24 protein-coding genes, 1 tRNA gene and 2 pseudogenes are annotated in these 26,116 nt (G+C 39.4%); 13 read left to right on the top strand and 14 right to left on the bottom strand.

Annotation, left to right across the window (positions count from 1 at the left end; translation table 11 throughout):
• Window position 1: 1 nt before the first annotated feature.
• Window positions 2-78, bottom strand: a tRNA-Met gene (locus G327_RS0121715).
• A gap of 819 nt (window positions 79-897) precedes the next feature.
• On the opposite strand from G327_RS0121715, the gene G327_RS25390 reads away from it, so the two are divergent.
• Complete coding sequence (locus tag G327_RS25390; RefSeq protein ID WP_019616910.1) at window positions 898-1,854, top strand: sugar kinase; 957 nt, start codon at window positions 898-900, stop codon at window positions 1,852-1,854.
• A 3-nt stretch (window positions 1,855-1,857) separates the two neighbouring features.
• On the opposite strand, the gene G327_RS0121700 is transcribed toward G327_RS25390, so the two are convergent.
• The 7 genes from G327_RS0121700 to G327_RS0121670 all read right to left on the bottom strand — a co-directional run bounded on the left by G327_RS0121700 (window position 1,858) and on the right by G327_RS0121670 (window position 8,802).
• Window positions 1,858-2,769, bottom strand: a complete 912-nt coding sequence (locus G327_RS0121700; RefSeq protein ID WP_019616909.1) for a LysR family transcriptional regulator — start codon at window positions 2,767-2,769, stop codon at window positions 1,858-1,860.
• Between the two features lie 236 nt (window positions 2,770-3,005).
• Window positions 3,006-4,175: a MalY/PatB family protein gene (locus tag G327_RS0121695; protein ID WP_019616908.1), complete on the bottom strand. Its 1,170-nt coding sequence runs from the start codon at window positions 4,173-4,175 to the stop codon at window positions 3,006-3,008.
• Window positions 4,176-4,185: 10 nt separating this feature from the next.
• The gene (gene nhaC, locus G327_RS0121690) at window positions 4,186-5,649 is read right to left on the bottom strand and encodes a Na+/H+ antiporter NhaC (RefSeq protein WP_019616907.1); all 1,464 of its coding nucleotides are present in this window, start codon (window positions 5,647-5,649) and stop codon (window positions 4,186-4,188) included.
• Between the two features lie 200 nt (window positions 5,650-5,849).
• A complete protein-coding gene (locus tag G327_RS0121685; protein WP_019616906.1) occupies window positions 5,850-6,854 on the bottom strand; it encodes a LacI family DNA-binding transcriptional regulator in 1,005 nt (334 codons plus the stop codon).
• A gap of 133 nt (window positions 6,855-6,987) precedes the next feature.
• Complete coding sequence (locus G327_RS0121680) at window positions 6,988-7,416, bottom strand: hypothetical protein (protein ID WP_019616905.1); 429 nt, start codon at window positions 7,414-7,416, stop codon at window positions 6,988-6,990.
• A gap of 321 nt (window positions 7,417-7,737) precedes the next feature.
• A complete protein-coding gene (locus G327_RS0121675; protein ID WP_019616904.1) occupies window positions 7,738-8,166 on the bottom strand; it encodes a MarR family winged helix-turn-helix transcriptional regulator in 429 nt (142 codons plus the stop codon).
• A gap of 15 nt (window positions 8,167-8,181) precedes the next feature.
• Entirely contained in the window at window positions 8,182-8,802 is a 621-nt protein-coding gene (locus G327_RS0121670) for a cytochrome b/b6 domain-containing protein (RefSeq protein ID WP_019616903.1), read from the bottom strand.
• 164 nt (window positions 8,803-8,966) lie between these two features.
• Here G327_RS0121670 and G327_RS0121665 point away from each other — a divergent pair, with 164 nt between their 5' ends.
• The 6 genes from G327_RS0121665 to G327_RS27615 all read left to right on the top strand — a co-directional run bounded on the left by G327_RS0121665 (window position 8,967) and on the right by G327_RS27615 (window position 14,855).
• Window positions 8,967-9,410 carry a c-type cytochrome gene (locus tag G327_RS0121665; protein WP_019616902.1) on the top strand — a complete coding sequence of 148 codons (444 nt, stop codon included), beginning with the start codon at window positions 8,967-8,969 and terminating at the stop codon, window positions 9,408-9,410.
• 358 nt (window positions 9,411-9,768) lie between these two features.
• Window positions 9,769-10,812, top strand: coding sequence for a GMP reductase (locus tag G327_RS0121660; protein WP_019616901.1), 1,044 nt, complete (start codon window positions 9,769-9,771; stop codon window positions 10,810-10,812).
• A 138-nt stretch (window positions 10,813-10,950) separates the two neighbouring features.
• The gene (locus G327_RS0121655) at window positions 10,951-11,595 is read left to right on the top strand and encodes a TnsA endonuclease N-terminal domain-containing protein (protein WP_019616900.1); all 645 of its coding nucleotides are present in this window, start codon (window positions 10,951-10,953) and stop codon (window positions 11,593-11,595) included.
• Window positions 11,592-13,610 carry an integrase catalytic domain-containing protein gene (locus G327_RS0121650; protein WP_019616899.1) on the top strand — a complete coding sequence of 673 codons (2,019 nt, stop codon included), beginning with the start codon at window positions 11,592-11,594 and terminating at the stop codon, window positions 13,608-13,610. Before G327_RS0121655 ends, G327_RS0121650 begins: the two co-directional genes overlap by 4 nt.
• Window positions 13,603-14,181 (top strand): TniB family NTP-binding protein, encoded by a 579-nt coding sequence (locus G327_RS25385; RefSeq protein WP_019616898.1) that lies wholly within the window; start codon window positions 13,603-13,605, stop codon window positions 14,179-14,181. The genes G327_RS0121650 and G327_RS25385 overlap by 8 nt, the downstream gene beginning before the upstream one ends.
• Window positions 14,178-14,855: a helicase-related protein gene (locus tag G327_RS27615; protein WP_019616897.1), complete on the top strand. Its 678-nt coding sequence runs from the start codon at window positions 14,178-14,180 to the stop codon at window positions 14,853-14,855. The genes G327_RS25385 and G327_RS27615 overlap by 4 nt, the downstream gene beginning before the upstream one ends.
• 224 nt (window positions 14,856-15,079) lie before the next feature.
• Here G327_RS27615 and ptsI read toward each other — a convergent pair whose 3' ends face one another.
• The 4 genes from ptsI to G327_RS0121620 all read right to left on the bottom strand — a co-directional run bounded on the left by ptsI (window position 15,080) and on the right by G327_RS0121620 (window position 19,409).
• The gene (ptsI, locus tag G327_RS0121635; RefSeq protein ID WP_019616896.1) at window positions 15,080-16,810 is read right to left on the bottom strand and encodes a phosphoenolpyruvate-protein phosphotransferase PtsI; all 1,731 of its coding nucleotides are present in this window, start codon (window positions 16,808-16,810) and stop codon (window positions 15,080-15,082) included.
• Window positions 16,811-16,871: 61 nt separating this feature from the next.
• Entirely contained in the window at window positions 16,872-17,129 is a 258-nt protein-coding gene (locus tag G327_RS0121630) for an HPr family phosphocarrier protein (protein WP_019616895.1), read from the bottom strand.
• A 190-nt stretch (window positions 17,130-17,319) separates the two neighbouring features.
• Entirely contained in the window at window positions 17,320-17,454 is a 135-nt protein-coding gene (locus tag G327_RS27575; protein WP_019616894.1) for a hypothetical protein, read from the bottom strand.
• A gap of 842 nt (window positions 17,455-18,296) precedes the next feature.
• Complete coding sequence (locus tag G327_RS0121620; protein ID WP_019616893.1) at window positions 18,297-19,409, bottom strand: ABC transporter substrate-binding protein; 1,113 nt, start codon at window positions 19,407-19,409, stop codon at window positions 18,297-18,299.
• Window positions 19,410-20,229: 820 nt separating this feature from the next.
• Between G327_RS0121620 and G327_RS27445 the strand changes: the two are divergent.
• Window positions 20,230-20,490 (top strand): annotated as a pseudogene (locus tag G327_RS27445) (IS110 family transposase); the annotation flags it as partial.
• Window positions 20,491-20,897: 407 nt separating this feature from the next.
• On the top strand, window positions 20,898-22,274 hold the full coding sequence (locus G327_RS0121610) for an alkaline phosphatase (RefSeq protein WP_019616891.1): 1,377 nt from the start codon (window positions 20,898-20,900) through the stop codon (window positions 22,272-22,274).
• A 263-nt stretch (window positions 22,275-22,537) separates the two neighbouring features.
• Here the strand turns inward: G327_RS0121610 and G327_RS0121605 are convergent, their stop codons facing one another.
• On the bottom strand, window positions 22,538-22,792 hold the full coding sequence (locus G327_RS0121605) for a hypothetical protein (RefSeq protein ID WP_019616890.1): 255 nt from the start codon (window positions 22,790-22,792) through the stop codon (window positions 22,538-22,540).
• Window positions 22,793-22,826: 34 nt separating this feature from the next.
• Between G327_RS0121605 and G327_RS26710 the strand changes: the two are divergent.
• The 4 genes and pseudogenes from G327_RS26710 to G327_RS26975 all read left to right on the top strand — a co-directional run.
• A pseudogene (locus G327_RS26710) lies at window positions 22,827-23,274 on the top strand (hypothetical protein); the annotation flags it as partial.
• A gap of 173 nt (window positions 23,275-23,447) precedes the next feature.
• Window positions 23,448-24,056, top strand: coding sequence for a sugar O-acetyltransferase (locus G327_RS0121595; RefSeq protein ID WP_019616889.1), 609 nt, complete (start codon window positions 23,448-23,450; stop codon window positions 24,054-24,056).
• A gap of 490 nt (window positions 24,057-24,546) precedes the next feature.
• Complete coding sequence (ispA, locus tag G327_RS0121590; RefSeq protein ID WP_019616888.1) at window positions 24,547-25,437, top strand: (2E,6E)-farnesyl diphosphate synthase; 891 nt, start codon at window positions 24,547-24,549, stop codon at window positions 25,435-25,437.
• Between the two features lie 239 nt (window positions 25,438-25,676).
• Complete coding sequence (locus G327_RS26975) at window positions 25,677-25,943, top strand: hypothetical protein (protein WP_019616887.1); 267 nt, start codon at window positions 25,677-25,679, stop codon at window positions 25,941-25,943.
• 37 nt (window positions 25,944-25,980) lie between these two features.
• Here the strand turns inward: G327_RS26975 and G327_RS26970 are convergent.
• The coding region (locus G327_RS26970) for an IS3 family transposase (protein WP_157601258.1) at window positions 25,981-26,116 on the bottom strand (136 nt) is incomplete at its 5' end.

The following is a 26,116-nucleotide window of genomic DNA, read 5'->3' as shown; positions in this document are numbered from 1 at the left end:
TTGGTTGCGAGAGCAGGATTTGAACCTACGACCTTCGGGTTATGAGCCCGACGAGCTACCAAGCTGCTCCATCTCGCGTCCGTTTAAGTGCGGCGAATGATATACAGATCACATTACCTTAGCAAGCACTATTTGATACATTAAAACCAAGCGTTTAAATAATAGGCGCAATGTCAATGTAAATCATTAATATTACGGCATTTATACCTATAAAGCATAATACTTAGTAGAAAACAAAATGCCACTACCCTTTCAAAAAATTAAAAAAAGTACGGCGTCAAAAATGTAATATTAAAAACAGTTATGCATTTTTTTCGATATAAAAATCATTAGCTGAAAAACACATTTCCTATCAAGGTTTTATAAACTAGGCGCAAATTGTTGATCAAGCTCGCTTAGCGATACAAAACCAAGTCATAATTTATGACAAATGCAACATATAAACTAAAAAGTGTGATACATATATACCCATGTTACCTCAAGATGCTTTGTCAGGCGTTAGCTCGGATACCAGAGCAAGGCGCAATATGAGGTAATTGTTATTCACTTTTCGATTATTGCAACGCAGGGCTGGTTTTCGAGCTAACGCCCCGTAGGGCAAGGCAACTTACACCAATCTGCGTTGTTATAAAATCTCTATGTAGAATAACTATACTTCAATTTTATGCCTAACATCTCGGCATAATTTGCCTTGCTGACTTTGCATCTTGAAGTATCATGGGTATATAAGTAATTCTAACAAGTTTACATTTTCAATTATCCGTCAATGTATTTAAAAGCCCCTTAAAGAGGGTTCAGGACCAGATATAGTATGGATGCTAATTTAATCGTTGAAGCTGATATGCCGTATGCGATCAGCAAAATACTCTCCAGTAAATTATCAACTGGAGCTGCAGAATGAAAATTGCATTTTTTGGTGAGTGCGTAATCGAATTAAGCGGTCAGCCGATACAGCGAACTTTTTCAGGAGATACACTTAATACCGCTCTATATTTATCTCGATTAGTGAAAGATCAGGCTCATTTAGAGCCTGTAGAGGTCTTTTATGCAACGGCAATGGGCAGCGATGCAGTCAGTAACGAATTAATAGAAAGCTGGCAGGATGAAGGCATCAATACCCTGCTGGTCAGTCAGTTTGATGATAAACATCCCGGTTTATCTCTGATTGAAAGCGATCTGTTTGGTGAACTTTCATTTTCCTACTGGCGAAACGACAGTGCTGCAAAATATTATTTCAGACGCGGCCTGACAAAACTTGAACAGCAGCTTGATCAATTTGATTATTTTTATCTCAGCGGCAATAGTCTGGCTTTTTTGCCGCAGTCATGCAGAGAATATTTACTAACTTTATTAATGAATTTCAAAGTATTCGGCGGCAAAATAATCTTTGACAATAATTATCAGCAGCACCTCTGGTCTAGTGTTGAAGCTAAAAAATCCTATAAAGATATTTTAACCCTAACCGATATTGCCTTAATCAGTGAAGAAAACGACTTTACGGTATTTGAAGATCAAAGTACTGCAGAAATAATCGATCGCTGTAAAGAGTACAATGTCAGCGAGGTTGTAATTAAACGCGGCAGAGGCGCATCACTGGTAATTAATTACGACAGTGTGTCTATGGTTACTCCAAAGCGGGTAGATAAGGTTATTGACCGCAACGGGGCCGGGGACAGCTTTGCCGCCGCCTATCTTGCAGTGCGTTTAAATACAGGAACGGCTAAACAAGCTGCTGAATTCGGACATGAATTAGCCGGTAAAGTAATCCAATATCCAGGGGCAATAATTCCCAGCTCAGCAATGCCAGAAATGGTTGAAATTTCAAAACGTTACAATCGTTACATCAGCGAATAAGTTTCAGTTTCCAAGCAGATCTTTTATTTTCTGTTCAAACCACTGATATCTAGCGGGTAACTCCCGATGCCTCTTTTTAGTTAAATATAGCTTTTCACTCACTTTAAACTCTAAGGCGGCAATACTCAGCATATCTACTGATTCAAACTGCGCAACGGCACTGGCCGGTAATACCGTATAACCCAGTCCTTTAGAAACAGGTGAAAGTATCTGACTTAACTGGTTGATATAACCTTTAATGTGTACATTTTCACGGTTTTTGTAGTCGCTGAAGTTGTTTGCTTTGAGCACTTTCTCGAGAAAATGAAAACCGTCAGGATGGTTAATAAATCCCAGAGAATTAAGAAAGTCAAAACTGATATTCTCGTTTTCATACTGCTTAGGCAGTACTAACTGCAGCGCCTGCTCCCCTACATAAGTCTGAGTTAACTGCTCAGAAAACTGCTCCTGGGTAACTATGCCGATATCTGTTTTGTTCTCTAACAAATCATTAATAATATTCTGGTTCGGCGCGGCCTCCAGTGAAATACTAATGCCCTGATGGCGGCTTTGGTAATTTAAAAAAAATGGATATAGATACATAGCTAAAGCGCCTGAACAGGCAATTCGACACTGCCCCTGCAGCGGATCATCCAGCTCAATACTCTGCGCCAGCTCTGTGTGCAGTGCCTGAGCTTGTAATCCATAAGCATAAAGTTTTTCACCCGCCAGCGTTAACTCAAACTGTTTACCATAACGATGCAGCAGCGGTGTCTGCAGCTGGGCTTCTAGCTTGTGAATATGCTGACTTACCCCAGGCTGGGTCATATGCAGCTTCTCCGCAGTCAAAGTAAAATGCCTAGTTTCTGCCAGGCTCATAAATGTCAGCAGCCATTTTTGATTAACCATATGATTATCACCTTCTGCAAGTTGCATTTCAAAAACTTATCAATTTAATAATAAATCATAACTTATTGTTTTGATGATGCAAAGATGCACTGGCTTTGCTTTAGATCGCACAGGACATTAACAAAGAATACTTCTGGGCCGATAACGTATTCAACGCTGACTGACAGCGCTTTCATATTACACGTTTACGACGGGCGGCTGAATTAGTGATGAAATAGATTAGACAAAAACGGCAGGAAGAAACCTGCCGTTTTAAGCTTAAATCAGCCTAATGCTTTTTTTAAGCGTGTACAGGCTTCGATTAGTGTTTCTCTCGGGCAGCCGAGGTTCAGGCGGATAAAACCTTTGCCGACATCTCCGAATGCAGTTCCCATACTTGGTACAATACCGGCACTCACAAGCTGGCTTTCTAACTGCTGATCACTGACATTAAGCTGGCGGCAATCAACCCAGGCAAGGTAACCGGCCTGAGGCGGATGAAACTGCAGCTGCGGTAACTCACGACAGATAAAATCATTTAAGTATTCTATATTACTGTGCAGATAACTTTTTAGTTCACTAAGCCACTCTGCAGAGGTCTGATAAGCAGTTGTTGCCGCACACATTGCCATGCTGTTATAAACATCCATGCCGTGCGCATCAAGACGCTGAGTAAACTGACCTCGTAAGGACTCATTAGCAATCATAAAGTTTGAGATGCGCATTGATGATAAACCAAAAGTCTTACTAGCGGCTGTTGCTACTACCAGCTTCTGCTGCAGCTCATTCGGTAAAGACAGCGCTGAATAATAGTGATGATCGGGCATCATTAAGTCGCCCCAGATTTCATCACTTAGCAGGTAGACATCGTACTTATGACACAGCTGTGCAACAGAAATAATTTCATTTTCAGACCAGGCACGTCCGACAGGATTATGCGGATTACATAAAATCATCATTTTAGCGCCAGCAATAAAGCATGACTCTAAATGTTCCAAGTCCATAGTGTAATGACCGTTTTCTTCGCGCAGTGGATTTTCCAGGATATTACGCTCATTGAGTGCGCTTATCTTACGGAACGACCCGTAACCCGGGGTCTGCATAATAACGCTGTCACCGACTTTAGTAAGCATTTGAATCATAATCGACAGACCCGGCAGTACACCGTGAACTGTGGTGATCCAGGACTTACGCAGCCTGATATTGTACTGATCTTTATACCAGTTTATCACCGCCTGGTAATAATCCGGATCACGTTCAGCGTAACCAAAAACACCATGCTCAATACGGGTTTGTAATGCGTCCAGTACTGCAGGCGGGGCTTTAAAATCATAATCGGATACCCACATAGGAAGCAGATCCGGGCTGTTCAGCCCCAGCTTGTTCTCCATAAAATCCCATTTTAAAGATCCGCTGCCGCGACGGTCAGTTACTTTATCAAAATATTTTTTCATTACATTTACCTTATTTAACCGCTGCAAAAGAGATGTTTTCTGCTGAAGCTTCTGGCGAAGCAGGTTTCGCTTTTGCAATACCGACACCTGAAAAACCGAAAATCAGTGCGAATATAACGCCGGTATAACACTGCACAGCCCAGGGTAAATAATCCAGTGTTGAAACACCTAATGTACTTGCCATGTAAATACCGGCAGCTGTCCAGGGAACCAGCGGTTCAATAATAGTTCCAGCGTCTTCAATAGTACGAGACAGGTTTTTCGTATCGAGTCCCATCTTGCGGTAAGCTCCCTGAAACAACTCGCCCGGGATAAGCAGTGCTAACTTACCGTCAGCAGTGGTAAATACAACAGTCAAGGTTGCGGCAACGGTGGAAAGAATTAACTGTCCGGTACTGTGGATCAGGTGTAGGAAGCGTCCGAGAACCACATTTAAAGCACCGGTTAAGCTGAGAATACCGGCAAAAGAGAAAGCGCAGAAAACCAGCAGGATAGTGCTCATCATTGATGCTAAACCGCCGCGGTTAAGCAGCTGCGCAATGTCTGGTACAAGTCCGTCGACTACATGGCCGTTAGCACTTAACATACTAATATTAAATCCATTTACGTAGGCTTCAAACCCCTGCTGCAGGCTGAAATCCTGAACCGTCATACCTAAAACAAGGCCCAGTGCCGATGCCGACAGCATTAACGGTAATACCGGTTTTTTGGCTATCGCGCCCCAAAGGATAAGCACCGGAGGCAGTGCTAATACAATGTTAAGGTTATACAGGCTTTCAATACCGGCAAGGATATCGATTACTTTCTGCGGTTCACTGACCGTATCAGCGGCACCGTGCTGACCGGCGACAAAAAACACAATAGACGCAATAATAAAACCGGGTATGGTGGTGTAGAGCATATGCTGAATATGCTCATAAAGCGTCGTGCCGGAAACAATCGGCGCGAAGTTAGTCGAGTCAGAAAGAGGGGACAGTTTGTCGCCGAAATATGCGCCGGACACCACCGCACCGGCGGCGGCAGCTAAAGAGACATCAAGACCAGCAGCAACGCCCATCAAAGCAACACCAACCGTTCCAGCAGAGCCCCATGACGTGCCCGTACAAACCGACACAACTGAAGTAACAAAGAAAGCTGCAATTAAGATATATTCAGGGCTGATTACTTTTAAGCCCCAATAAACCATAAAGGGGATCGTGCCGCCAACCATCCAGCTGGCAATTAAACCGCCCACCGAGACAAGAATTAATATTACCGGCATCGCTTTGGCAAGCTTGTCAACGATAGCCCCCATTATTTGATCCCAGCTGTAGCCCATCTTATAAGCTATACCACCAGTAAAAACTGCCGACACCAGTAAAAGCGCTTCGATACGTAAACCTAATATACCATAACCGATTACCAGTAAGCCGAACATCACAGCGATTGGTGCAATCGCTAATGCTAAAGACGGCAACGCCTTATTATTAGTCATCTTATTTTCCTCTCAAAATCGTACATAATTTTTGTTTTCGGGTGTTTTAATAACGTCATAATAAGGGGGGGCATCAGCTGAAAATGAGATCCAGACATACATTCCATGTAAGCGATTACATGGCAACATTACATGTGACAGCAGTCTCATAAATAGTGTGATAAAAAAGTTTACATGCGCAGATCAAACTGAATAAGTAATTAACCACGCGGTGCTGCAACCGTCTGCCGGCACACTAGCTGGGCTTCAAAACAGTTTGTCGACTGCGCTAAATTAATACCATCTGCCAGCTGCAGTGCTAACTCAGCAGCATGATGCGACATCAAATCGATAGGATTGTGCACAGTAGAAAGACGAGGATAAAGATAACGCGCCAGCAGCACATCATCAAAACCAATCACAGAATAATCGTCGGGCACCCTGTATCCCTGCTCATGCAGACAAGCCATCAGCCCCGCCGCCATCACATCATTAAAAGTCACCACCGCCGTCACTTCCGGACACTGCTGAATAAGCAGTTTTCCAGCAGCTTCCCCACCCTCTTCGCTGAACGGCTGATTGATAACCCAGTTCTGAGGCACTTTAATGTTAGCGGCCGTCATCGCCTGATAATAACCTTCAAGACGTTCAGATCGGTCGGCAATAGGCAGATCGCTGGTTACACAGGCTATTTTACGATGTCCCTCCGCAATTAAATGCTCAACAGATCTACTGACGGCAGCGCAGTTATCTACCCATACTGAGCGGTTAGCCAGCTGCGGGATAGTACGATTGATTAATACCATGGCCGGCAGCTGCGCACCATAACGAAGCAGGGTTCGATCATCAAGCATTGTCGAATGCACAACCATTGCTTCACACCCCTGGCTGATCAGGAAATTCAATCCTTCCTGCTCGCGCTGCGCATTATGTCCGCCGCTGACCACTACCAGCTGGCGGCCGTGTTTACGAGTTACCTGCTCAACACTTTTAGCCAGTAAAGCAAAAAAAGGATCGGCAAGATTGCCGGTTAATAATCCCAGGGTATTATTAGAACGGCTGGCTAATGCCACGGCTCGAGCATCGCGCTGATAATTTAACTCACGCATCGCTTTTTGAACCCGTTCCTGGGTAACCGGTTCAACATAAGTGCTGTTATTGATAACACGAGAAACGGTTGCTGTAGAAACACCTGCACGTTTTGCGACATCTTTAATGGTAGCCATAGGTTTAGATCAGGTGTTTGGGAAAGGGATAAACAGTTTACAAAGCTAACTATGTAACAGCAAGTGATCTGAGACACAGTTCAGCGTTCACTAACAGACCCTTTCTGCAGGCACAAAAAAGGTCTTGCTGTTTTTAGGGCCTTTGGGGACCGAAAATGCCTAAAACTAACACCAGTATCAAGGGAACAACATTTGAGATACCAATTAACATCTCGGTATGTGCCCTGCTTTGATATATGTCGCTCAAATATCCAAGTTCAATATTCTGCGCGGCCAGTTCACGAAGCTCCGGCATCATAGGGACTAGAAATACAAAAGCATTAATGGTTAAAAATGCCATGCAGGCAAACTGTACTTTTAACCACAGAGGTTTTATCTGATAAGAACGCGCCATAACAAAAGCTGACAACAGTTTCAGAGCCAGCCCAGGCAAAATGAGAATATAAGCGCTCTCTTCTTTATACACAGCGGTGTAATAAACCGCCTGCAGATCAGTCTCTCCTAATACCGCAGAGATAACAATATGCGATAAAATGCCGCCTATATACCCGTTACCAATCAAAATGCATTTATCAGTCGCCAGCTAGGACACCAAGACAAGACGCAGCATGATGACAATGGTTAGCCCTTATCGAATGCTGCAACGCAGTATTGGTTTTCGAGCTGGCGACCCGCAGGGCAAGCCGCGAGGCAAACATCTTCGTTGTTGTGAAGTTTCGATTTAGCCCGCTAGATCTTCACCTTCACGCCTAGAAGCTGTCCACCTCTCGACTTGCTGATTTTTGCATCTTGAATGATAACGGGTATCTACATAATAGTGCCGATCAGATACACAAACTTAGTCAATTTTTCAGTTGTTATTGTCGTTAATATGCTCATCTATTTATACCTTTGCGACCAGCTTCTGCAGCAGACGGATCATCTCTTTCTGCTCATCATCATCCAGTGTATTAAGCAGATCTTGATTAACCGCCACCGGGATCGGTAATAAGACCTCTTTCAAAGCACGCCCTTTATCAGTTAAATAAATACGGAAAGCCCGGCGGCTGTGCGGATCATCTCTTCGCTCAACCAGCCCCAACGCCACCAGCTTATCCAGCGTACGGGTGGTAGTTGAATTTTCAACTTTTGACTTCTTGGCAATTTCACTTTGATTAATGCCCTCTTCTTCCCATAAACACATCAGCGGAGGCCAGAGCGCAATCGTTAAACCGTGCTTTTTCAGCTCAGTTTCAAACTTTTTAGATGCCTGACTGGCAACCACATTAATTAACCAGCCGAAGCTGGACTGACGATCAAATTTCTTATTCATCTTTTCTCTTAAATATTATGACAAAACAACTATTGCGATAGTAACTAATACCGAGACAACTAACAGCAATAATGCACGCTTATTTGAAACAAAATAGACAGAGCCGGCCGATAAATGTTTCTGATAGCCTGTTACCATAGCCCAGACCAGCGGTTTCGAACGCAGCTTATAAAACAATATTGCCAGTAAATGCACTACAATCAGTATCGGCAGCAGTTTCGCAAGTACAACATGTAACAGCTCAACAAAGCTGAACACACTATCGGTTAACCATAAATCGACATAAGGCAGATTATCTGCAAACCCGCCAAGCACTAAACCAGACAGGCATTGTAATAATAAGCTCAGCAGCATTAATACAACCATCCAGCCTCCGGCAGGGTTATGGCCAGCTTTGTGCCCCTGCTTCCCGCGAAAATAAGAGAATAAGCTTTTAGGTGAAGAGATAAAATCAGTAAAACGGCTGGTCTGGCTGCCCAGGGCTCCCCATAAAACACGCCATAATAACAAAGTAAACAAAGCCAGCCCGAGTTGAACATGAGGTCCCTGCCCCTGATTCCCGCTAATAATTAAAGCAGCAAACAGCAGCGCCTGTAACCAGTGGTATAACCGCGTTGGTAAATCCCAAACTTTCATTTTACTACTCCTTAAATGTATTTACGGGACAAATTCCGCCAGCAATTGATTGCGACAGACATAATTTACACAAAAACAGTTGCGCACACAACAGTTGCCATGTAAATTGAATTCTATTCACAGAGACCATTGAATGAACCACTAAAACAAACAGGAAAAAAGCGATGAAATATTTAACAGGTATAACCCTAATTACTCTTTTATTTTCCCCTGCCTGGCTTTACGCTTCTCAGGATTTCAGCAGTGAAATCGAAAGCCGTCAGGCTGCTTTTTCCGCTATTGAAGAATATAATGAGCAGATTGAAGATGTTCTGGCTCGGTCTGACAGCGACTGGGTTTTATTGGAAAAACGCAGTGTAGAACTAGTTGAATTGAGTAATTCGTTAATTCAATTGTTTCCGTCCGGCAGTGCCGAAAATAGTAAAGCCAAAGAAAGTATCTGGAAAAATTCAGATGATTTTAATAAAAAATTAAGCGTGATGCAGGCCCATTATTCCGCACTTGAACAGGGCATTAAAAGCAAAGATAAAAGTGCGGTAGAAAAAGCGTTAAAGCAGGTGAATTCAACGTGTAGAAGCTGTCACAGATCATACCGATCACGCTGGTAAGTCAGCAGATAAATTATAATTTTAGAAAAGAAAACTCGCTTCAAAGTGTCTTTAATAATCTAAAAGTAAAACTAATGTATTTGTTTTCAGTGCAATAATTTAATCGAACTAGAGGGCAGAATAAATTCCAACAGAGGCTGGGAATCTATAAATAAATAACAGGCTTTTATCATATTGTTTTAATTTTTCATCAACAACAGTTTGATAAAATATCGCTTGTGTAAAATATTTTTCTCCCTATACTGCTTTCAACCGGGGCGCTTATAAAAGTTCCCCGGTTTTTTTTTGCCTGCCGTTTTTTGCCAGTAAATCAAAACCAAATTGTTTATATTTTTTGAGATAAATTTAGGAAACAGTTATGCGTATTGAACAAGATTTAAAGTTAGGTTTTAAAGATGTCCTTTTCCGTCCAAAACGTTCTACTCTAAAGAGCCGTTCACAAGTTGAACTAGCTCGAGAATACACGTTCAAGCATAGCGGTCGTAAGTGGAGCGGTGTACCAATCGTTGCTGCTAATATGGATTCAGTGGGTAGTTTTGCTATGGCTGCATCCCTTGCTGAACATGGTGTGTTAACTGCAATCCACAAACATTACACAGTTGCCGACTGGGCAGATTTTGTCGCAACTGCTGACAGCAGCGTGATTAAAAATGTCATGGTGTCTACCGGCACATCTGAAAAAGACTTCCAAAAAACCATCGATATCATGGAATTATCTGAAGATATCATGTTTATCTGTGTCGATATCGCAAATGGTTACTCTGAACATCTGGTTGAATACGTAGGTAAAGTACGTGCTGCTTTCCCTGATAAAGTGATCACTGCTGGTAATGTTGTTACCGGCGATATGGTTGAAGAATTAATTTTAGCCGGTGCTGATATTGTTAAAGTGGGTATCGGCCCGGGCTCAGTTTGTACTACTCGTGTTAAAACAGGTGTTGGTTATCCGCAGCTGTCTGCCATTATTGAGTGTGCAGATGCGGCGCACGGGCTAGGCGGCAGCATTATCGGAGACGGCGGCTGCAGCTGTGCAGGTGATGTTGCTAAAGCTTTCGGTGGCGGTGCAGATTTTGTAATGCTTGGCGGCATGTTGGCAGGTCACACTGAAAGCGGCGGCGAAATTATCGAGAAAAACGGCGAAAAATTCATGAAGTTCTACGGTATGTCATCTAAAAGTGCGATGGATAAACACTCAGGCGGTGTTGCTAATTACCGTGCAGCTGAAGGTAAAACAGTTCTGCTGCCTTACCGCGGCAGTGTAGGTAACACTATTCAGGATATTATGGGCGGCGTACGTTCAACCTGTACTTATGTGGGTGCTGCTAAATTAAAAGAGCTGACCAAACGTACCACATTTATCCGCGTTCTAGAGCAGGAAAACAACGTTTACGGTAAAGAATAGCAGCTGAAAATTGTTTTAAAATTTTTATTGAATAAAGCATAAGTTGTCATTTATAAAGCATAAGCTGTCATAAGATAGAAAGCATAAATTGACATATTATCTCCGCACTACTATACCTATAGCAGTGCGGAGGTATAAATGAATAGAAAAATAAGCCCCCAAAAACGAAATTTAAATAATCTTCTATCGAAGAGTATTACTAAGTTCCCATCTATAAAATCTGACACTGCCCCCGTAATTACAGAAAGTCCGCTTGAAGCTGATTTTTGTTACTACCTTGAATTCGACAAAGAAGTAATAAAATATGAAGCTCAGCCTCTAGGGTTTTCATATTGGCTTAATAAAGCCAAGCATACTTATACACCAGACTTTGAAGTATTTTATGTAACCTCTTCTTGTTATTACGAAATTAAATTTGAAAAAGATATTTTGAGAGATAAAGAGTTTAAATCGAGGTTTGAAATACAGAAGAAAGCGGCTCAAGAACTTGGTAAAGACCTTTTCCTCATAACTGATTCTTTTATTCTTAAGCGCTATAAATATGAAAACCTATGCCTGCTTTATAAATTTTCAAAAATCGTTCTTGAGCCTGAATTTCTCCTCTTTATTAAGTCTTATTTAACAAATAATAGAGAACTCACCATATTAGAGTTAGTTAGACAAGAATCTCGAAACTCTGACTTTCAGCAAATTTACAAACTCATCTGGGATCAGACTCTGTTAGCTGAAATGGAAAGTGAAATCATAAGTATTAATACGGTAATTAAATGGTGGAACAAATGAATGATAACTACAAAATTGGAGACTTCATTACCGTTACTCATGAAGAAATAACAACAACGTTTGAAATTCTAGGGGCTGATAATAGATACATACGACTACGAGATAACTTAACTCTTATTGAATCAACTAGAAAACGAATAGATTTTAATGAACTTATCCTTACTGAAAAAGCTCAAATAATTCCTGAAAATAAAGATGAGCGTGAGTTATGTGCTCCACTTTCCCGCAGTTTTTCTGATTATTCTGAAAAGGATAAAATTGAAGCAAGAAGGCGTTATAAATATATATCTGCTGTTATTGAACAGAAACCAAAATATTACACTGCGCGATACACTCAGCCTATTATCGATTCAGTGACGAAATCAGCTAAAGCTCTCCCCCCCTCTGTTCGTACATTAAATCGTTGGCTAAATTCATATATTTCCTCAGGATTTAGCATAAGAGGGTTACTCCCTAAACATGAATATAAAGGTAATTATAAGGCAAAAGTTGAGCCCCAAGTTGAACCATATATTCAATTAGCTATTGAACATTTTAAAAATGATACTTGCCCTCATGTTAATTCATCACATGAGTATATGAAGACATTAATTGAAAATGATAACTCATTCCTTTCCAAGCAATTAAAACTTAAAGTTCCCAGTATACCTGCATTTACTGCGCGTCTTGCTATAGAAGCCCCCGCAGAGTTATTGGAGGCTAGGAAAGGAAAAAGAGTAGCGAAGACTGTTTTTAGACAAAGTAAAGCAGTAAGGGATGTCGAACTAATCCTTCAGCGTACAGAAATTGATCATACACAGTTAGACTTATTTGTGGTTGATGATAAAACTAAAATGGTATGGGGGAGGCCATGGGTTACTGTTTTATTGGATTATAAATCTAAAAGTATATTAGGCTTTTACATTGGTTTTGAAAACCCTAGTTATTTAAGTGTTTCGAAAGCGTTACAACACGCAATGTCATCAAAGTCTTATGTCAAAGAAGAGTATCCTGAAATTCAAAATACATGGTTATGCGCCGGTAGACCTGCGGTAATTGCAACTGATAGAGGTAAAGAATTTAGAAGTATAGCTTTTCAGGATGCTTGTAATGATTTGAATATCATCATTCAACATAATCCAGGAAAGCACCCATGGTATAAGGGCTCTGTCGAAAGCTATTTCAAGACATTAAATCAGCAATTATTAAACGATAAACCAGGTAGAGTTATGGTGAAAATATATGATTCCATAGATTATCATCCTGAAAAAAATGCTGTGATTTCAATGAGTGCTTTTATGAAGATTTTTCATATTTGGGTGATTGATATTTATCAGTGTGAAGTTCGCACTAGAAAAAAAATCATTCCAAAGGAAGTATGGAAAGAGGATCTTGATAAAGTCCCCATAGTTATTGAAGCCCCAGAAAAATTAAAATTAATTATCTCTGAATCCTTTTCTGCACACTTAGGTAATACAGGAATAATCAAAGACTATATTGTTTACGACTCTGAAAAATTAACAAAATATCGTTCTAAATATGGTTTTGGAAAAATTAAATTCAAACGCTCAAGGGATAATTTAGGAGAGATATATGTATTAAATGAGGTGACAAAAAAATATTTTAAAGTTGAAGCCGTATACCAAAACTATGCAAAAAACCTTTCATTATACCAACACAAAAAACATATGAAAGTTGCTAAATTACAGCAAGAATCAAAAATAGATATTGAGTCTATTGCAAAGGCGAGAATTAAAATAATGGAGATTGTTGAGCGGGAAATGAGCTTCTCTAATTCTCATAAAATAGCTTCAAAACAACGCTTAGCAAGATATCAAAATATAGGCCTACAGGAAGATGGCACAACAAAAGGCTCATTGGTTGATGGCTTCCTAAAAACAAGTTCAGGTATACCTAAGCCCCAACTTAAAAATCCCCCAAAAGATAATGCCAATATTGTGCCTGTATCAGACTTTGATGGCACTAATAACGAATTTACAGATGATTTAGATTTTTCAGGTGAAAACAGTGGATGATATTAAATATAAGCTAAAAAAAGTTAACGAAATATTTGTCACGACTACCCGTATAAAGAGAATTTTAGAAGACATTAGTGAGTCGCGTGAATATTCACAATTATTAGAATATGAGTGCGAACCTATATGTATTTTGGTTAGAGGTGAAACTGGTACAGGTAAATCTGAATTTATCAAAAGGTATTGTGCTTCACACCCAAGAATTGAGGAAGCTGATAGAACTAAAATTCCAGTTTTAGTTAGCCTACTTCCAAAAGCAAAGCATCCTAAACCCGTTGTTTCACAACTTTTAAGGGATTTAGGAGATCCATTAAGTGGAACGGGGGCTGATACAGACCAGTTAACCGATCGACTTGTAATTCTATTAAAAGCAACAGGCGTTGAGTTAATTATTCTTGATGAGTTCCAACATTCTATTGAAACGAAAAGCAATCAGGTTGTTTATGATATTGCAGATTGGATCAAAACATTAATTAATAAAGCAAAAATACCTGTTGTGTTATTTGGGTTGCCCTGGAGCTCTTATGTATTAGAGGTAAATGGCCAACCGTTAATGATGAAAAATGTATGAAGTACTTGCTTCAAAACGGCATAAAAAAACTTGAAGAAATCCGTAGAGAAAAAACGAATGCTGCCGGATTAATCGTCGCATCATCAGTTGAGCACGCAACAAGACTATTCTCAATATTATCCAATGAGTTCAATAAAAATGCAGTTTTAGTCACTTATAAACATAACGAAGCTGCCAGTGCGATAAATCATTTCAGGCACAGCGATGCCGAATGGATTGTAAGTGTTGGAATGGTCAGTGAAGGGACTGATATTCCACGCCTTCAAGTATGCTGCCACCTAAGCAGAGTTAAAACGGAACTGTATTTCAGACAAGTACTAGGCCGTATCCTTAGAGTGAATTATGGTGGCAATCAAGAGGCTTGGTTATACACATTTGCCGAGCCTAATTTAGCTGAATATGCGAATAGAATTAATCAAGAGATACCAGAGCAAAATTTAATCATTCGTGAAGATATGAAAGATAGCAACATATCTCCCAGTGAGCTAACAGATAACTCTTCTAAAGGATTATCCTCAGACATAAACTTTAAACTAGCTGAATGGAATTTTGAAAGTAATGAAACGGGCAATAGCCTAATAAGCGAATCGGATAACCGTTTCACTGAATCACACGATCGATATTTCGATATTGTAGGAAGTTTCAGGCAACAAGTTGTTGATGCGTTTAAATAGCAGGATAACTAATAATAGAAAAATACAGGCAATGCTTCTTGGCTTACAAACTATAAGGTAGTGTAGTGGCAGAGTTAATTTGGCCACGCTTTTAGAGGCATCAGTAAAAACATAAGGTGTTATGTGCCCCTTTATAAAAGGAGTGCATGTCTACAAACATCGTTAATACTGATGCGTAGACATGCACTCATTTTATACGAATCTCGCCCCCAAGCATTCGATGTTTATCGCATTGCTTTCGACAAAATTGGGGACTCAAACTCACTAACCAGAGCTTCAATTTCAGCTGCAGTAGCCACTGACAATGCTTTATCAGCTAGCGCTTTTACATCTGAGAAATTCGCATTACGAATAATCTTTTTAACAGTCGGGATTGAGATTGCACTCATAGAAAATTCATCAAGCCCCATACCAAGAAGCAGTAATGTAGCACGTTCATCACCCGCTAATTCACCACACATACCAGTCCATTTTCCTGCCGCATGCGAAGCATCAATCACGGTTTTGATAATGCTAAGTACAGAAGGTGTCATTGGGTTGTACAGATCAGAGATAAGTTCGTTACCGCGATCTACAGCAAGTGTGTATTGTGTCAAATCGTTGGTGCCGATACTAAAGAATTCGACTTCTTTAATCAAATGATGAGCGATAGCTGCTGCTGCAGGTGTTTCAATCATCACACCAATTTCGACATTCTCATCATAAGCAACACCTTCAGCAGTAAGCTCAGTTTTAAGTACAGCAAGAATTGTTTTAAGTCGACGAATTTCTTCTACAGAGATAATCATCGGGAACATAATACGGATTTTACCGAATGCAGATGCACGCAATAAAGCTCGTAATTGCGGGTTCATAATTTCTGGTCGGTCAAAACAGATACGGATTGCGCGCCAGCCTAGAAAAGGATTCATTTCCGTTGGCAGATCAAGATAAGGTAAGTCTTTATCGCCGCCGATATCCATAGTACGGATAATACAAGCTTGACCTTCCATCGCTTCTACAACTTCTTTATAAGCTGCGAATTGTTCTTCTTCCGTTGGTAATTGGTCACGGTCCATGAATAAAAATTCAGTGCGGTATAGACCAACGCCTTCAGCGCCGTTGCGTTTTGCACCTTCAGTATCTTTTACAGTACCAATATTTGAGCAAACTTCAACGTGATGACCGTCAAGGGTCATTGCTGGTAGGTCTTTTAATTTAGCCAGTTCTTCTTTTTCAGCTAAGAACGAAGCTTTAATTGCTTTTGTTTCTGCAAGTTCTTTTTCAGTCGGATTAATAATGACTTTATTATTAAGCGCATCTAAAATGATTAAATCACCATTTTCAACACGTTTAGTAATGTCATTAGTACCGACAATGGCAGGAATTTCAAGCGATCGCGCCATGATTGAAGTATGAGATGTACGACCACCGATATCGGTGATAAAACCCAGTACTTTATCAAGGTTAATTTGTGCTGTTTCTGACGGTGTTAAATCGTTAGCAATTAATACAACTTCTTCAGCAATATTGCTTAAGTTAACAATTTCAATACCTAACACATTTTTAAGTAAACGGCTTCCGATATCACGGAAATCAGAAGCACGTTCACGTAGATACGGATCTTCTAGCTCCTGCAGCATGTTTGCATTTTCTTCAACAATATTGTGAATTGCAAAGTCTGCAGAGCAGTTATGTTTTTTAATGTAGGCTACGATATCTTCTTCTAGCTCTTCATCTTCAAGGAGCATAATATGCCCTTCAAAGATAGCCTCTTTTTCTTCACCAAATGTTTCTAACGCTTTTTGTTTAACAACTTCAAGTTGAGCTGCAGCCTTTTCACGTCCATCTAGGAAGCTAGTAACTTCCTTATCAATATCTTCAACTTTATCCGTGTTGAGAGAGATTTCATCTTCTTGTAATAACAGTGCTTTTGCAAATGTTATGCCTGGTGATGCAAGAATACCAGATATCATAATCTATCCTTTAAAATACTAACTGAAAATCCAAATAATACGTATTACTAACTATTAATGACTATACAAGCGTCGCCATTAGTTCAACTAGCGTTTCAACCGCTTTTTGTTTGTCAGCACCTTCAGCTTTGATATTTACAGTTGTACCTTGAATTAAGCCTAAAGTTTGTAGTTTAAATAAGCTTTTAGCACTCGCAGATTTATTACCTACTTCTACAGAAATGTCAGATGCAAAAGATTTCGCTTTTTTTACAAATTGAGCGGCTGGACGAGTATGTAGGCCATTTGGCGCAGTGATAGTGACTGTTTTTTGATACATGGAAACACCTTCATTTATGATAAGTTATGGGTATTTTTATTGCAGTGATTAAGAAATTTAATCATAGCAACGTAATAACGAATAATTTTATTTTGCAATAATAAAATTACGAATGTTGCTGTGTTTAAGGAACTAAAGCATAGCTAAAGAACCTTGGTTTAGTCGATTTCATTTCTTCATCAACTTTTTGTTAAAAAGCTTTATCTTTAATATTTGAAAGTTCAACAAGAATGAACTCAAGAGCTTTTTCACGTGTAACTCCTTTTTTATATGCGTAATGAAGTGCGCTATTTAGGAAATAATCTTCACTCGTTTTATTTTGCAAAATCTTCACCTTAAACACTCTAATTTAAATAATCAGCTAATGGCTCTTCTTTTTGAAGCATCGTTGCCTTATCTATATTTGGCGCACCTTGGCAAAGTTCAAGCATTTTCATAACATCTTGTAGATCGATTAAAAATCCCCCCAGCCATCACGATCGAGGTAGGGTAAAAACAGTGTGTCATCATTACAAAACAGCTACCGTTGCTATTACAAAGAGCAAAAACAGTGCCAACACACAAAAAGTCAATACATTACAATTGGATACGTCACATTTCATTCTATTAAGACACACAATATTGCTAGAAGTAGAATTAAAAACCTTTACTGTATTACGGGGGATAGGTGCGGTTTCAACACTTATGATGGCGTGAGTTGCGAGTTTGTTGCTAAAGGAACTCGATATACCGTTCTATTTTGCCAGATGAATGGTGGTTTATACCTGACCTGAAAGAGATTGGTGATGAAGTGGCTAAAGCTAGGGCCATGACTATATGACCGTTATCTATGAGCTTGTAAGTGGGCACCTGATTTGGGCTAAGCAGGGATTAAAAGCTAATATACTAAGTACTTTCTTCAACAGCCCTTTTAGAAGTAATACAAGCGGTTAACTTTAGGGATGTGACTTTATATTTCAAATAAAATTGTTACATGGTGGGGATTAAGCAAGCCACTTGTTAATGAATAAATGATCAAACTTCAACTCGTTCATTCACTGTATCAGGTGACATAATGTCTGCTTTAGTGGGCGCCTTACAAAACTACAATTCAGTGACCAAAATTAACTGGCCACAACAAATAGAACCTATCTGCATTTTGGTTTTGATAAACCGGTATTATAAATATTAATCTTGCGCTTTGCGGAGCTCCTCTAATATAGAAGCTGGAGAGAAATCATACTCTTTTAAATGCTTATTAAACACTTTTGAGCGTAAGCGGAAATTGATATTTTTCCAGTCATGCGACTCTAGATGGGGGAGTAATAAATCAATATCTGAGGATGTGATTAAAGTCATTGGTGATTGAAATTGATAAAAAGAGTCTGCGTTAAGGGGGGAGCCGTTAAAGTGATCATATAACATGATCACCGCCCATGCGCCATCCATAAAATGCCCACCGGCAGAGGTACTAATTTTGCCTTGTTTGATGGCTGCTAACCCCTTTTCAGACCAATCAACTCCTCCGGTCAGATAATCCTTACCTTGTCTTAAGCCGTTTTCAGTTAGCTCATTGTTAACGCCGATTGCCATCAGATCACTGGCGGCCCAATAGACTTTTGCTTGAGGATAACGAAGGGACAAACGTTGACTTTTATAATATGCCTGTTGTTGATCCCAAAAAGCATAAACACTTTGTAATAACTTACTATTACCATCCTCTTTGATTGCTCTTTCTAAACCTGCGAAACGAAGTCGCGTTGGGGTATCTGCAATCGTGCCTTTAATGGCAATGATCTGTACCGTGCCATTTTTATCAGCGAAGTTTTTCTGCCGAGCTTGCTCTATTAAGTGTTTGCCTAATAAATATCCCGCTTGGTGATCGTCAGGCAGCAGGCTGGCGAGCCAATATTTAAATTTCTGTTGCGGTTTACCCGCTAGTTGTTTGTTGGGCTCTGTGAGATCGGAATTGAATAATAAGAGTGGAATCTGTTGCTGTTCTGCTTCTTTCATCAGTTGCAGTGCGACCCGACTAAAGTTGGGAAAAATGACGGCATCAGCATTGAGTTCTTTTACTTTTGAGAGTAATTTAAGCATCTCTCTTTTCGAGTCATTCGTGTACAAAATAGAAAGTTTTATATCTAATTGTTTGGCTGCCTGCTGTGCAAAATCCTCGACGGGTTCCCAGAAATCGTCTTGATAATAGCCTGAAAGTAGCACAAAGTGTAGCGGCTGCGCGTTAACCGCGATGGAAATAAACAAATTTATGAATAAGAATAACTTCACCAAAAAATGTTTCATGATTAGCCATCCTTGATATTGAAATTATTACTCGTCATTAAAAAAAGCCCCAGTAATTGGGAGTATAAGCCGAATAAAAACTATTGCTCTTAGATTCGAATCATTTTCTTTCATCTCATCCAAGGCGGTGGTAGCACAGCTTGAAAAACGCACTGTTTATCCACTTCGTCAAAGTTGACCGCACCACCAGACTCCCATAACGTATGCATTCAAGATATTCACCGCCTTAGACACGACTAGGAATTCGCCACTCAACCAGAGTCTGAGATATTTTAAACACAGTTCTAAGTTAACATTTGGCTTGATTCTCTTGGCATTTTTTTTGAACCTTTGAAGCTCTCAGGTACAAAAGTTTCATCAGCTTCAATAATTCCAACTAATTCAATCGGTTTGTGCTCACAAGGGCTTTTTAGAAACCGATGTCGCCACCTAAATGCCGTTTTTAAATTAATATCTAACTTGCTAGCGGCATATCTCAAACTATTGGATAAGCACATACATTCTATATATTTCAATCAGTTGTTAGGTTTTTTCATTCTAAATAAGCTTGTGCCAGTGAGGGTGCAGAATGTTTTATAGCAATTTTTACAGCGATAACGTTATTTTTCTTGCCTCGTATTCCCCCACCTAGATAATGTGCAGTTACAGCAATGGGGACAGTTTGAAATATCATTTTCATGTTTGGCAAGAACTTGGACGACTTCATTTTTGAAAGCTGGAGTTAAATTTGATGATTTAAGCGCTTTAGCTCTACATAATCTGAGATCGGTTTAATTACTAAATAAGTGAAGAGGTGGGGTGCAGTGGTAAAAAATCATGAGTACATTGGCGTTGGCAATGCCCTAAATTTTTAAGACAAACATTCATAGAATGGGCTTCTCATTCAAATTATAGTTCGTATTGGGCTAAGGTTTTTTATCTTAAAAAAAGGGAATTTGGCAACTCGCATCAATCAGCTATTCGTGCGCTTGCATTCAAATGGATCAGAATTATTTATCGGTGTTGGAAGGATCATAAAAAATATAATGAAGTACGTTATTTAAGAGCATTAAAAGATCGTGGTTCACCATTATTAGACTGAGGAAAAGCTTGATCTAATCCTCAGGGCGTAAAACGACTTAGAAATTGATTTTTAGCAATATGTACAAAGACCAGATACACAGTAATATTTTTTATTCGACCAATCGCATCAGTGTGTGTCACCCCTTTGCTTTCGCGCCGCATCTCATTGTTATATATGCACTTTTAGTGTGTTGGCATCATTTATGCTAATTATATAACCAAGCCAGCTGGAAAAGAGAAGGCAGCAGCACCTCCGCGGCCTTCAAATATAAGAGGAAATCACCAACCTGAGCCAGGTTGTAAATCTGGCTTGTGAACACATTTTTGGTAAAGGATGGCTTGGACAAAAATTATAAATATCATTAATTATATGATTAAAACCTAAATAAGAAATTATTAACTAAATTATTCCAAGAGGAAATTAAAATGAAAAGAAAAATTATTTCAATGTCACTTATAGTATCAACAACGTTAATACTTGCTGGTTGTTCTTCAAGTAAACCAGAAGTAGTTGCTCAACCACAAGCAAAAAATGTTATTTTATTAATTGGTGACGGTATGGGCTTTGGCCAACTAGAAATGGCTAGATTACTAGAGTACGGAACAGAAGGTAGTCTTAATATGCAAAAAATGGAAAATTTTGCAGCAGTTACAACATATTCAGCAGATAATGTAGTAACAGATTCTGCAGCTGCAGGGACTGCTATTGCTACTGGGACTAAAACCAATAACAAATCTGTTGGTATTGACTCAGCGAGTAATGATCTGGAATCTATTTCAGAAGCTTTACAAGCACAAGGCAAAAGTATTGGTCTTGTAGCAACTGCAGGAGTATATGATGCAACTCCAGCAACATTTGGTTCAAGTGTAAAAAAACGTAGTGACAAAGGTGAAATTGTAAGAGATTACTATGATGCAGGATGGGATGTAATACTTGGTGGTGGTACTAAGTACTTTGCACCTAAAAAACAAAATGGTGTTGATATGATTAAAGAGTTCAAAGCTAAGGGGTATACGTATGTTACAACTGCTGATGAACTTGCTAATGTAACAGATACAGATAAATTATTAGGTCTATTCAATTATGATCAAATGACTTTTGCAATAGACCGTGATGAAGAAGATGAAATAACAGAAGAGCCAACACTTAAAGAAATGACTATGAAGGCACTTGATGTTTTATCACAAAATAAAGATGGATTCTTCCTAATGTCAGAAGGTTCAGAAATTGATGGCGCTGGACATGGTGGTGATGCAGCATGGTCTTGGAAATCAGCTATTGAATTTGATGAAGCGATTAAATATGCTCTAGATTGGGCTGAAGAACATGGAAACACTTTAGTTATTGTTACAGCAGATCATGAGACTGGAGCAATGATGCCAACAGAAGTTTTTGGTCGAAATTTAGAAGCAGTTAGAAGTCAAAAGAAATCAACAACTGAAATGGCATATAAGCTTAAACTTAATGAAAAAGGTACAGAATTTACACTAGAAAGTATTAAAGAAGCTCTTGCATATGGTGGAATAGAGATTACGGATGAGGAAACAGAAGTAATTCAAGCAAAATTAAATATGGAGTATGTGGGTGATTCGTTACGTTACAATGACTATATGATTGGCTCATTCTTAGCTGATAAGTTTGGTTATACATTTATTAATCAAGGTCATTATGACGGAGGTAATACTTATGGTCATACTGGTACATGGGTGCCATTATTTGCAGAAGGTGTAGGTTCAGAAAAATTTGAAGGTGTAATTAATAATACTGATATAAAAGGTTTAATATTAGAAGCTACACAGTAAATTAAAATTTATGATCACACACATTTACGTAGCCCGCAGAAATGCGGGCTTTTTTAGATGTTATACTTAGAATAGAAGTTAAAGTGAATAATAAAATAAAAACTTTTTCTTAGTATCATTCTGAATACTTCGAATACAAAATAAAGCTTTGGGTGGAAACTTTCACTATTACAGTGAAAAAACTTATTTGTTTGTTAATTATATTCAGGCTCGGAAAATTAGCGATCGGGATTTTTTGAGAATGGACAAACTGTTCTCGGAAATCATGCCTCGCCCCAGGTATCTTTGGTGCGCTGCCTAGCATCTTGGCCGCGTTCAATAACGACAGGTTCCAAGCCCATCAGCGCTAGCAACAACGCAGCAATAATGCTGCAAGGACCAAAGCCAACAATCACTTGCTGTAGCTGACTAGCTTGCGGGAAAATTTCTTGTTTCTCTGCAAGCCACTGATTACGGGTGTCAGGGCTTGGTTTTACAAAAACTTTTACCGGCGAATTTTTGTAAGACCGTCTTTTCATCGGCCTCGACAAGCTCTACATCAAGGCTATAGATCAGCAAAAAATTGCCGAACAAATTATCAAACAAAATGCGGATTATATCCTTGCACTCAAGGGGAACCAATCAGGGATGCAAGCTGAACTAGAAGCTTGGTGGCATAAGACTCAGCGAGAGGGTTTATCCGAACAAAATTATGCAGAGCAATCTCTCCATGCAGTTCGCAGTCACTGGCAGGTAGAAAGTATGCACCGGATGCTAGATATGACATTTAGAAAAGATGAATCTCGAATACGTAAAAAAACAAGGCCCATTAGTTTTTAATGTAATGCGGAAAATAGCAATGGCACTGTTTAAACAAGATAATACTAAATCAGCAAGTATGGCACGTAAAAAGAAAATGGCTGGGCTAGACGATGATTATCGATCAACCCTACTAGTGCCTTTGGACTTAAATAAGCACATTCATTTTCCTTGTTTATTTCATTTTAAAACAATGAGTTGAGCTTAAAACAATGATGCGAACTTAGGCCTGTTGGCCCTAGTATCTGGGATTAAAATGCGCTAGCCGTAAGCTGGCTATTGTTCGTGCCTCACAATTTTAGCCAACTATTTTCTGCCGTTTATTGCGGCGTTAGGGTGCCGCTTACTTCAGGCATTTATATCAGAGGAAAAAATATGGATATCAAAGCGCGGATGCATAGCCAAAAAGTATATTGCTGCGATGACGATGAACTGGTTTCTGAGCAAACTAAATGCTTGGATGTGCTGTATGATTTTAATCATACTCGACCGACTGAAATGAGAGAACGACAAGAAATCATGAAAACGTTATTTGCCGAAATCGGTGATAACTGTTACATCGAGCCACCGCTACAGGCTAACTGGGGAATTCATACTCATTTAGGTAACAATGTGTATGCGAATTTCAATCTCACGTTGGTTGATGATACTCATATTTTTATCGGTGATTATGTAATGATCGGTCCTAATGTCACAATCGCAACTGCTGGGCATCCCATTGATCCGGAGTTAAGATGGAAAATAACTCAATTCAACATTCCAGTGAATATTGGAAACAATGTATGGATTGGTGCAAATTCAGTTGTCTTGCCGGGTGTTTCTATTGGTGAAAATTCCGTTATTGGAGCAGGTAGCGTTGTCACCAAAGATATACCAGAAAATGTAGTTGCTGTAGGTAATCCTTGTCGTGTTCTACGCGCAATTAATGAGCGTGATAAGGAGTTTTATTATAAAAATCATAGAATTGACGGAGTGGCATCCTAACAATCTGTTTAGGCAAAGGGGTAAATATGCACGGCTAGCGCATTTTAATCCCTTATCACGTAAGGTTTGAGCTGATGTGTCTAACTTAATCGTGAGAATTACTCAAAACAGCTACTAATTCAGATTATTGAGCTTACTCTGACAGTTAATTTGTTATGCAACATTGTTTTCTAAAGTTCTTATCGAACAATTTCAAAGCAAAGTTAGGTTGTTTTTTGTAATGCTCTTGCCGTGACACTGTGCCCCATTACCCCTTTTATTTTTTAATTTTTGCTAGGTGAAAGTCCTGGCTGTCTTTGTGAATTACCACTTTTTTTCATGAAGAAAGAGTGATTTACCCTTTGAATATGCATTAAAACAGTTTGAACGCGGTATCTCTCTGGCATGAAGTAATAGCCAAAAACTGTAAAAGATACAACAACAAGTCAATATTTTAATGCAACAAGATGTGCTGACACCACTTCAAGAATTTAAGGAATAATAAAAACATATGAAACAATTTGCAGATAAGCTTAATCAATACCAACAGCGCGTAAATAAACAATTAAACCAGTATATCAATATTGCACATCCGATTTCTGATTCACTCAATAACGCAATGGGTTATGGCGCATTATTAGGTGGAAAACATATCCGTCCATTTTTAGTTTATGCCGTCGGAGAAATGCTTGGTTCAACATTAAAAAGTCTCGATCCACTTGCCTGTGCCGTTGAGTGTATTCATGCTTACTCACTTATTCATGATGATCTTCCCGCGATGGACGATGATGATCTGCGCAGAGGGCAGCAAACCTGTCATAAAAAATTTGATGAAGCTACTGCCATTTTGGCTGGAGATGCTTTGCAAAGTTTAGCCTTTGACATTATCTCAATGCCTAATCAAGCGTTTGATAGCCAAACGCAGATCAAAATGATTAATCGACTTGCCAAAGCATCCGGCGATCATGGAATGTGTGCAGGGCAAGCACTAGATTTGGCGGCTGAAAATCAACAAGTAGATTTAATAACATTAGAAAAGATTCATAATGCAAAAACGGGGGCACTGATACAAGTTGCCGTTGAGTTAGGCGCATTAAGTAAACCTGATTTGCCTGCTTTGCATCAACAATTATTAAATACTTTTTCAAAGTCGATTGGCTTAGCATTCCAAATTCAAGATGATATTTTAGACGTCATTGGGGATACTAAAACTCTTGGCAAACCACAGGGTTCTGACATCGGTCTGAATAAATCGACCTACCCTGCTTTACTGGGCTTAGAACTGGCAATGGAAAAAGCACAACTCCTTTATCAAGAAGCACTTCATGCTTTATCACAATTGCCTTATAATACCGAGTTACTTGAGTCATTTGCTCAATACATCATCAGACGAGATAGATAATTTACAACTATTTTTACTTTAACTGCGAATCATAGAATTAGCAGTTTTCTCTTTTATTGTATTTATAAACGCGACTAATAATTACTTGATTACCACCATAACCAAGCCTGCCCAGGCCGCGTTTATTGACACGCAACACACTGAATTTTAACAAGTTACAAAATATGACAATTTACTATTTACGTGTGACTCGAACGGTTTTTGCAGCCGAGTACCCGCATTAGGTCGTGATGGTTTAGGTGGGCAGATTCTCATCTGGTTATCAGGAGTGTTCTGATCGTTACCGTCAATGTGTTCGTGAGTTCTGGAAAGGCACAGACAGCATAGACAACCTCGCTAAGTATATTACAGGTAGCCAAGACACATTCAATAACAGGCAAAACAAACGCCCAGTGAACTACGTTACTTACCACGACGGTTATACTCTACAAGATTTAGTAAGCTACGATGAAAAACAAAATCTTGCTAATAAAGAAGATAACGAAGACGGGTGTAAGAATAAATGACCTGGTCAACTTAATTCAGTCACCCTAGTTAAGTTCTTTAAGCTACTTCTTTTAATGGTTTAGCCATACGCTCAAATTCATTGGGACTTTGATAATTCAGGTATGAATGCATCCGTTGGCTGTTGTACCACATTGTGATGTAATTCAGTACATCTTGCTGAGCTGCATAGCGC

Source organism: Psychromonas ossibalaenae ATCC BAA-1528 (genome assembly GCF_000381745.1).
In the GTDB taxonomy this organism is placed as follows: domain Bacteria; phylum Pseudomonadota; class Gammaproteobacteria; order Enterobacterales; family Psychromonadaceae; genus Psychromonas; species Psychromonas ossibalaenae.
Note: the sequence above shows the minus strand (reverse complement) of the source record. Positions and strands in the feature narration are given on the sequence as shown.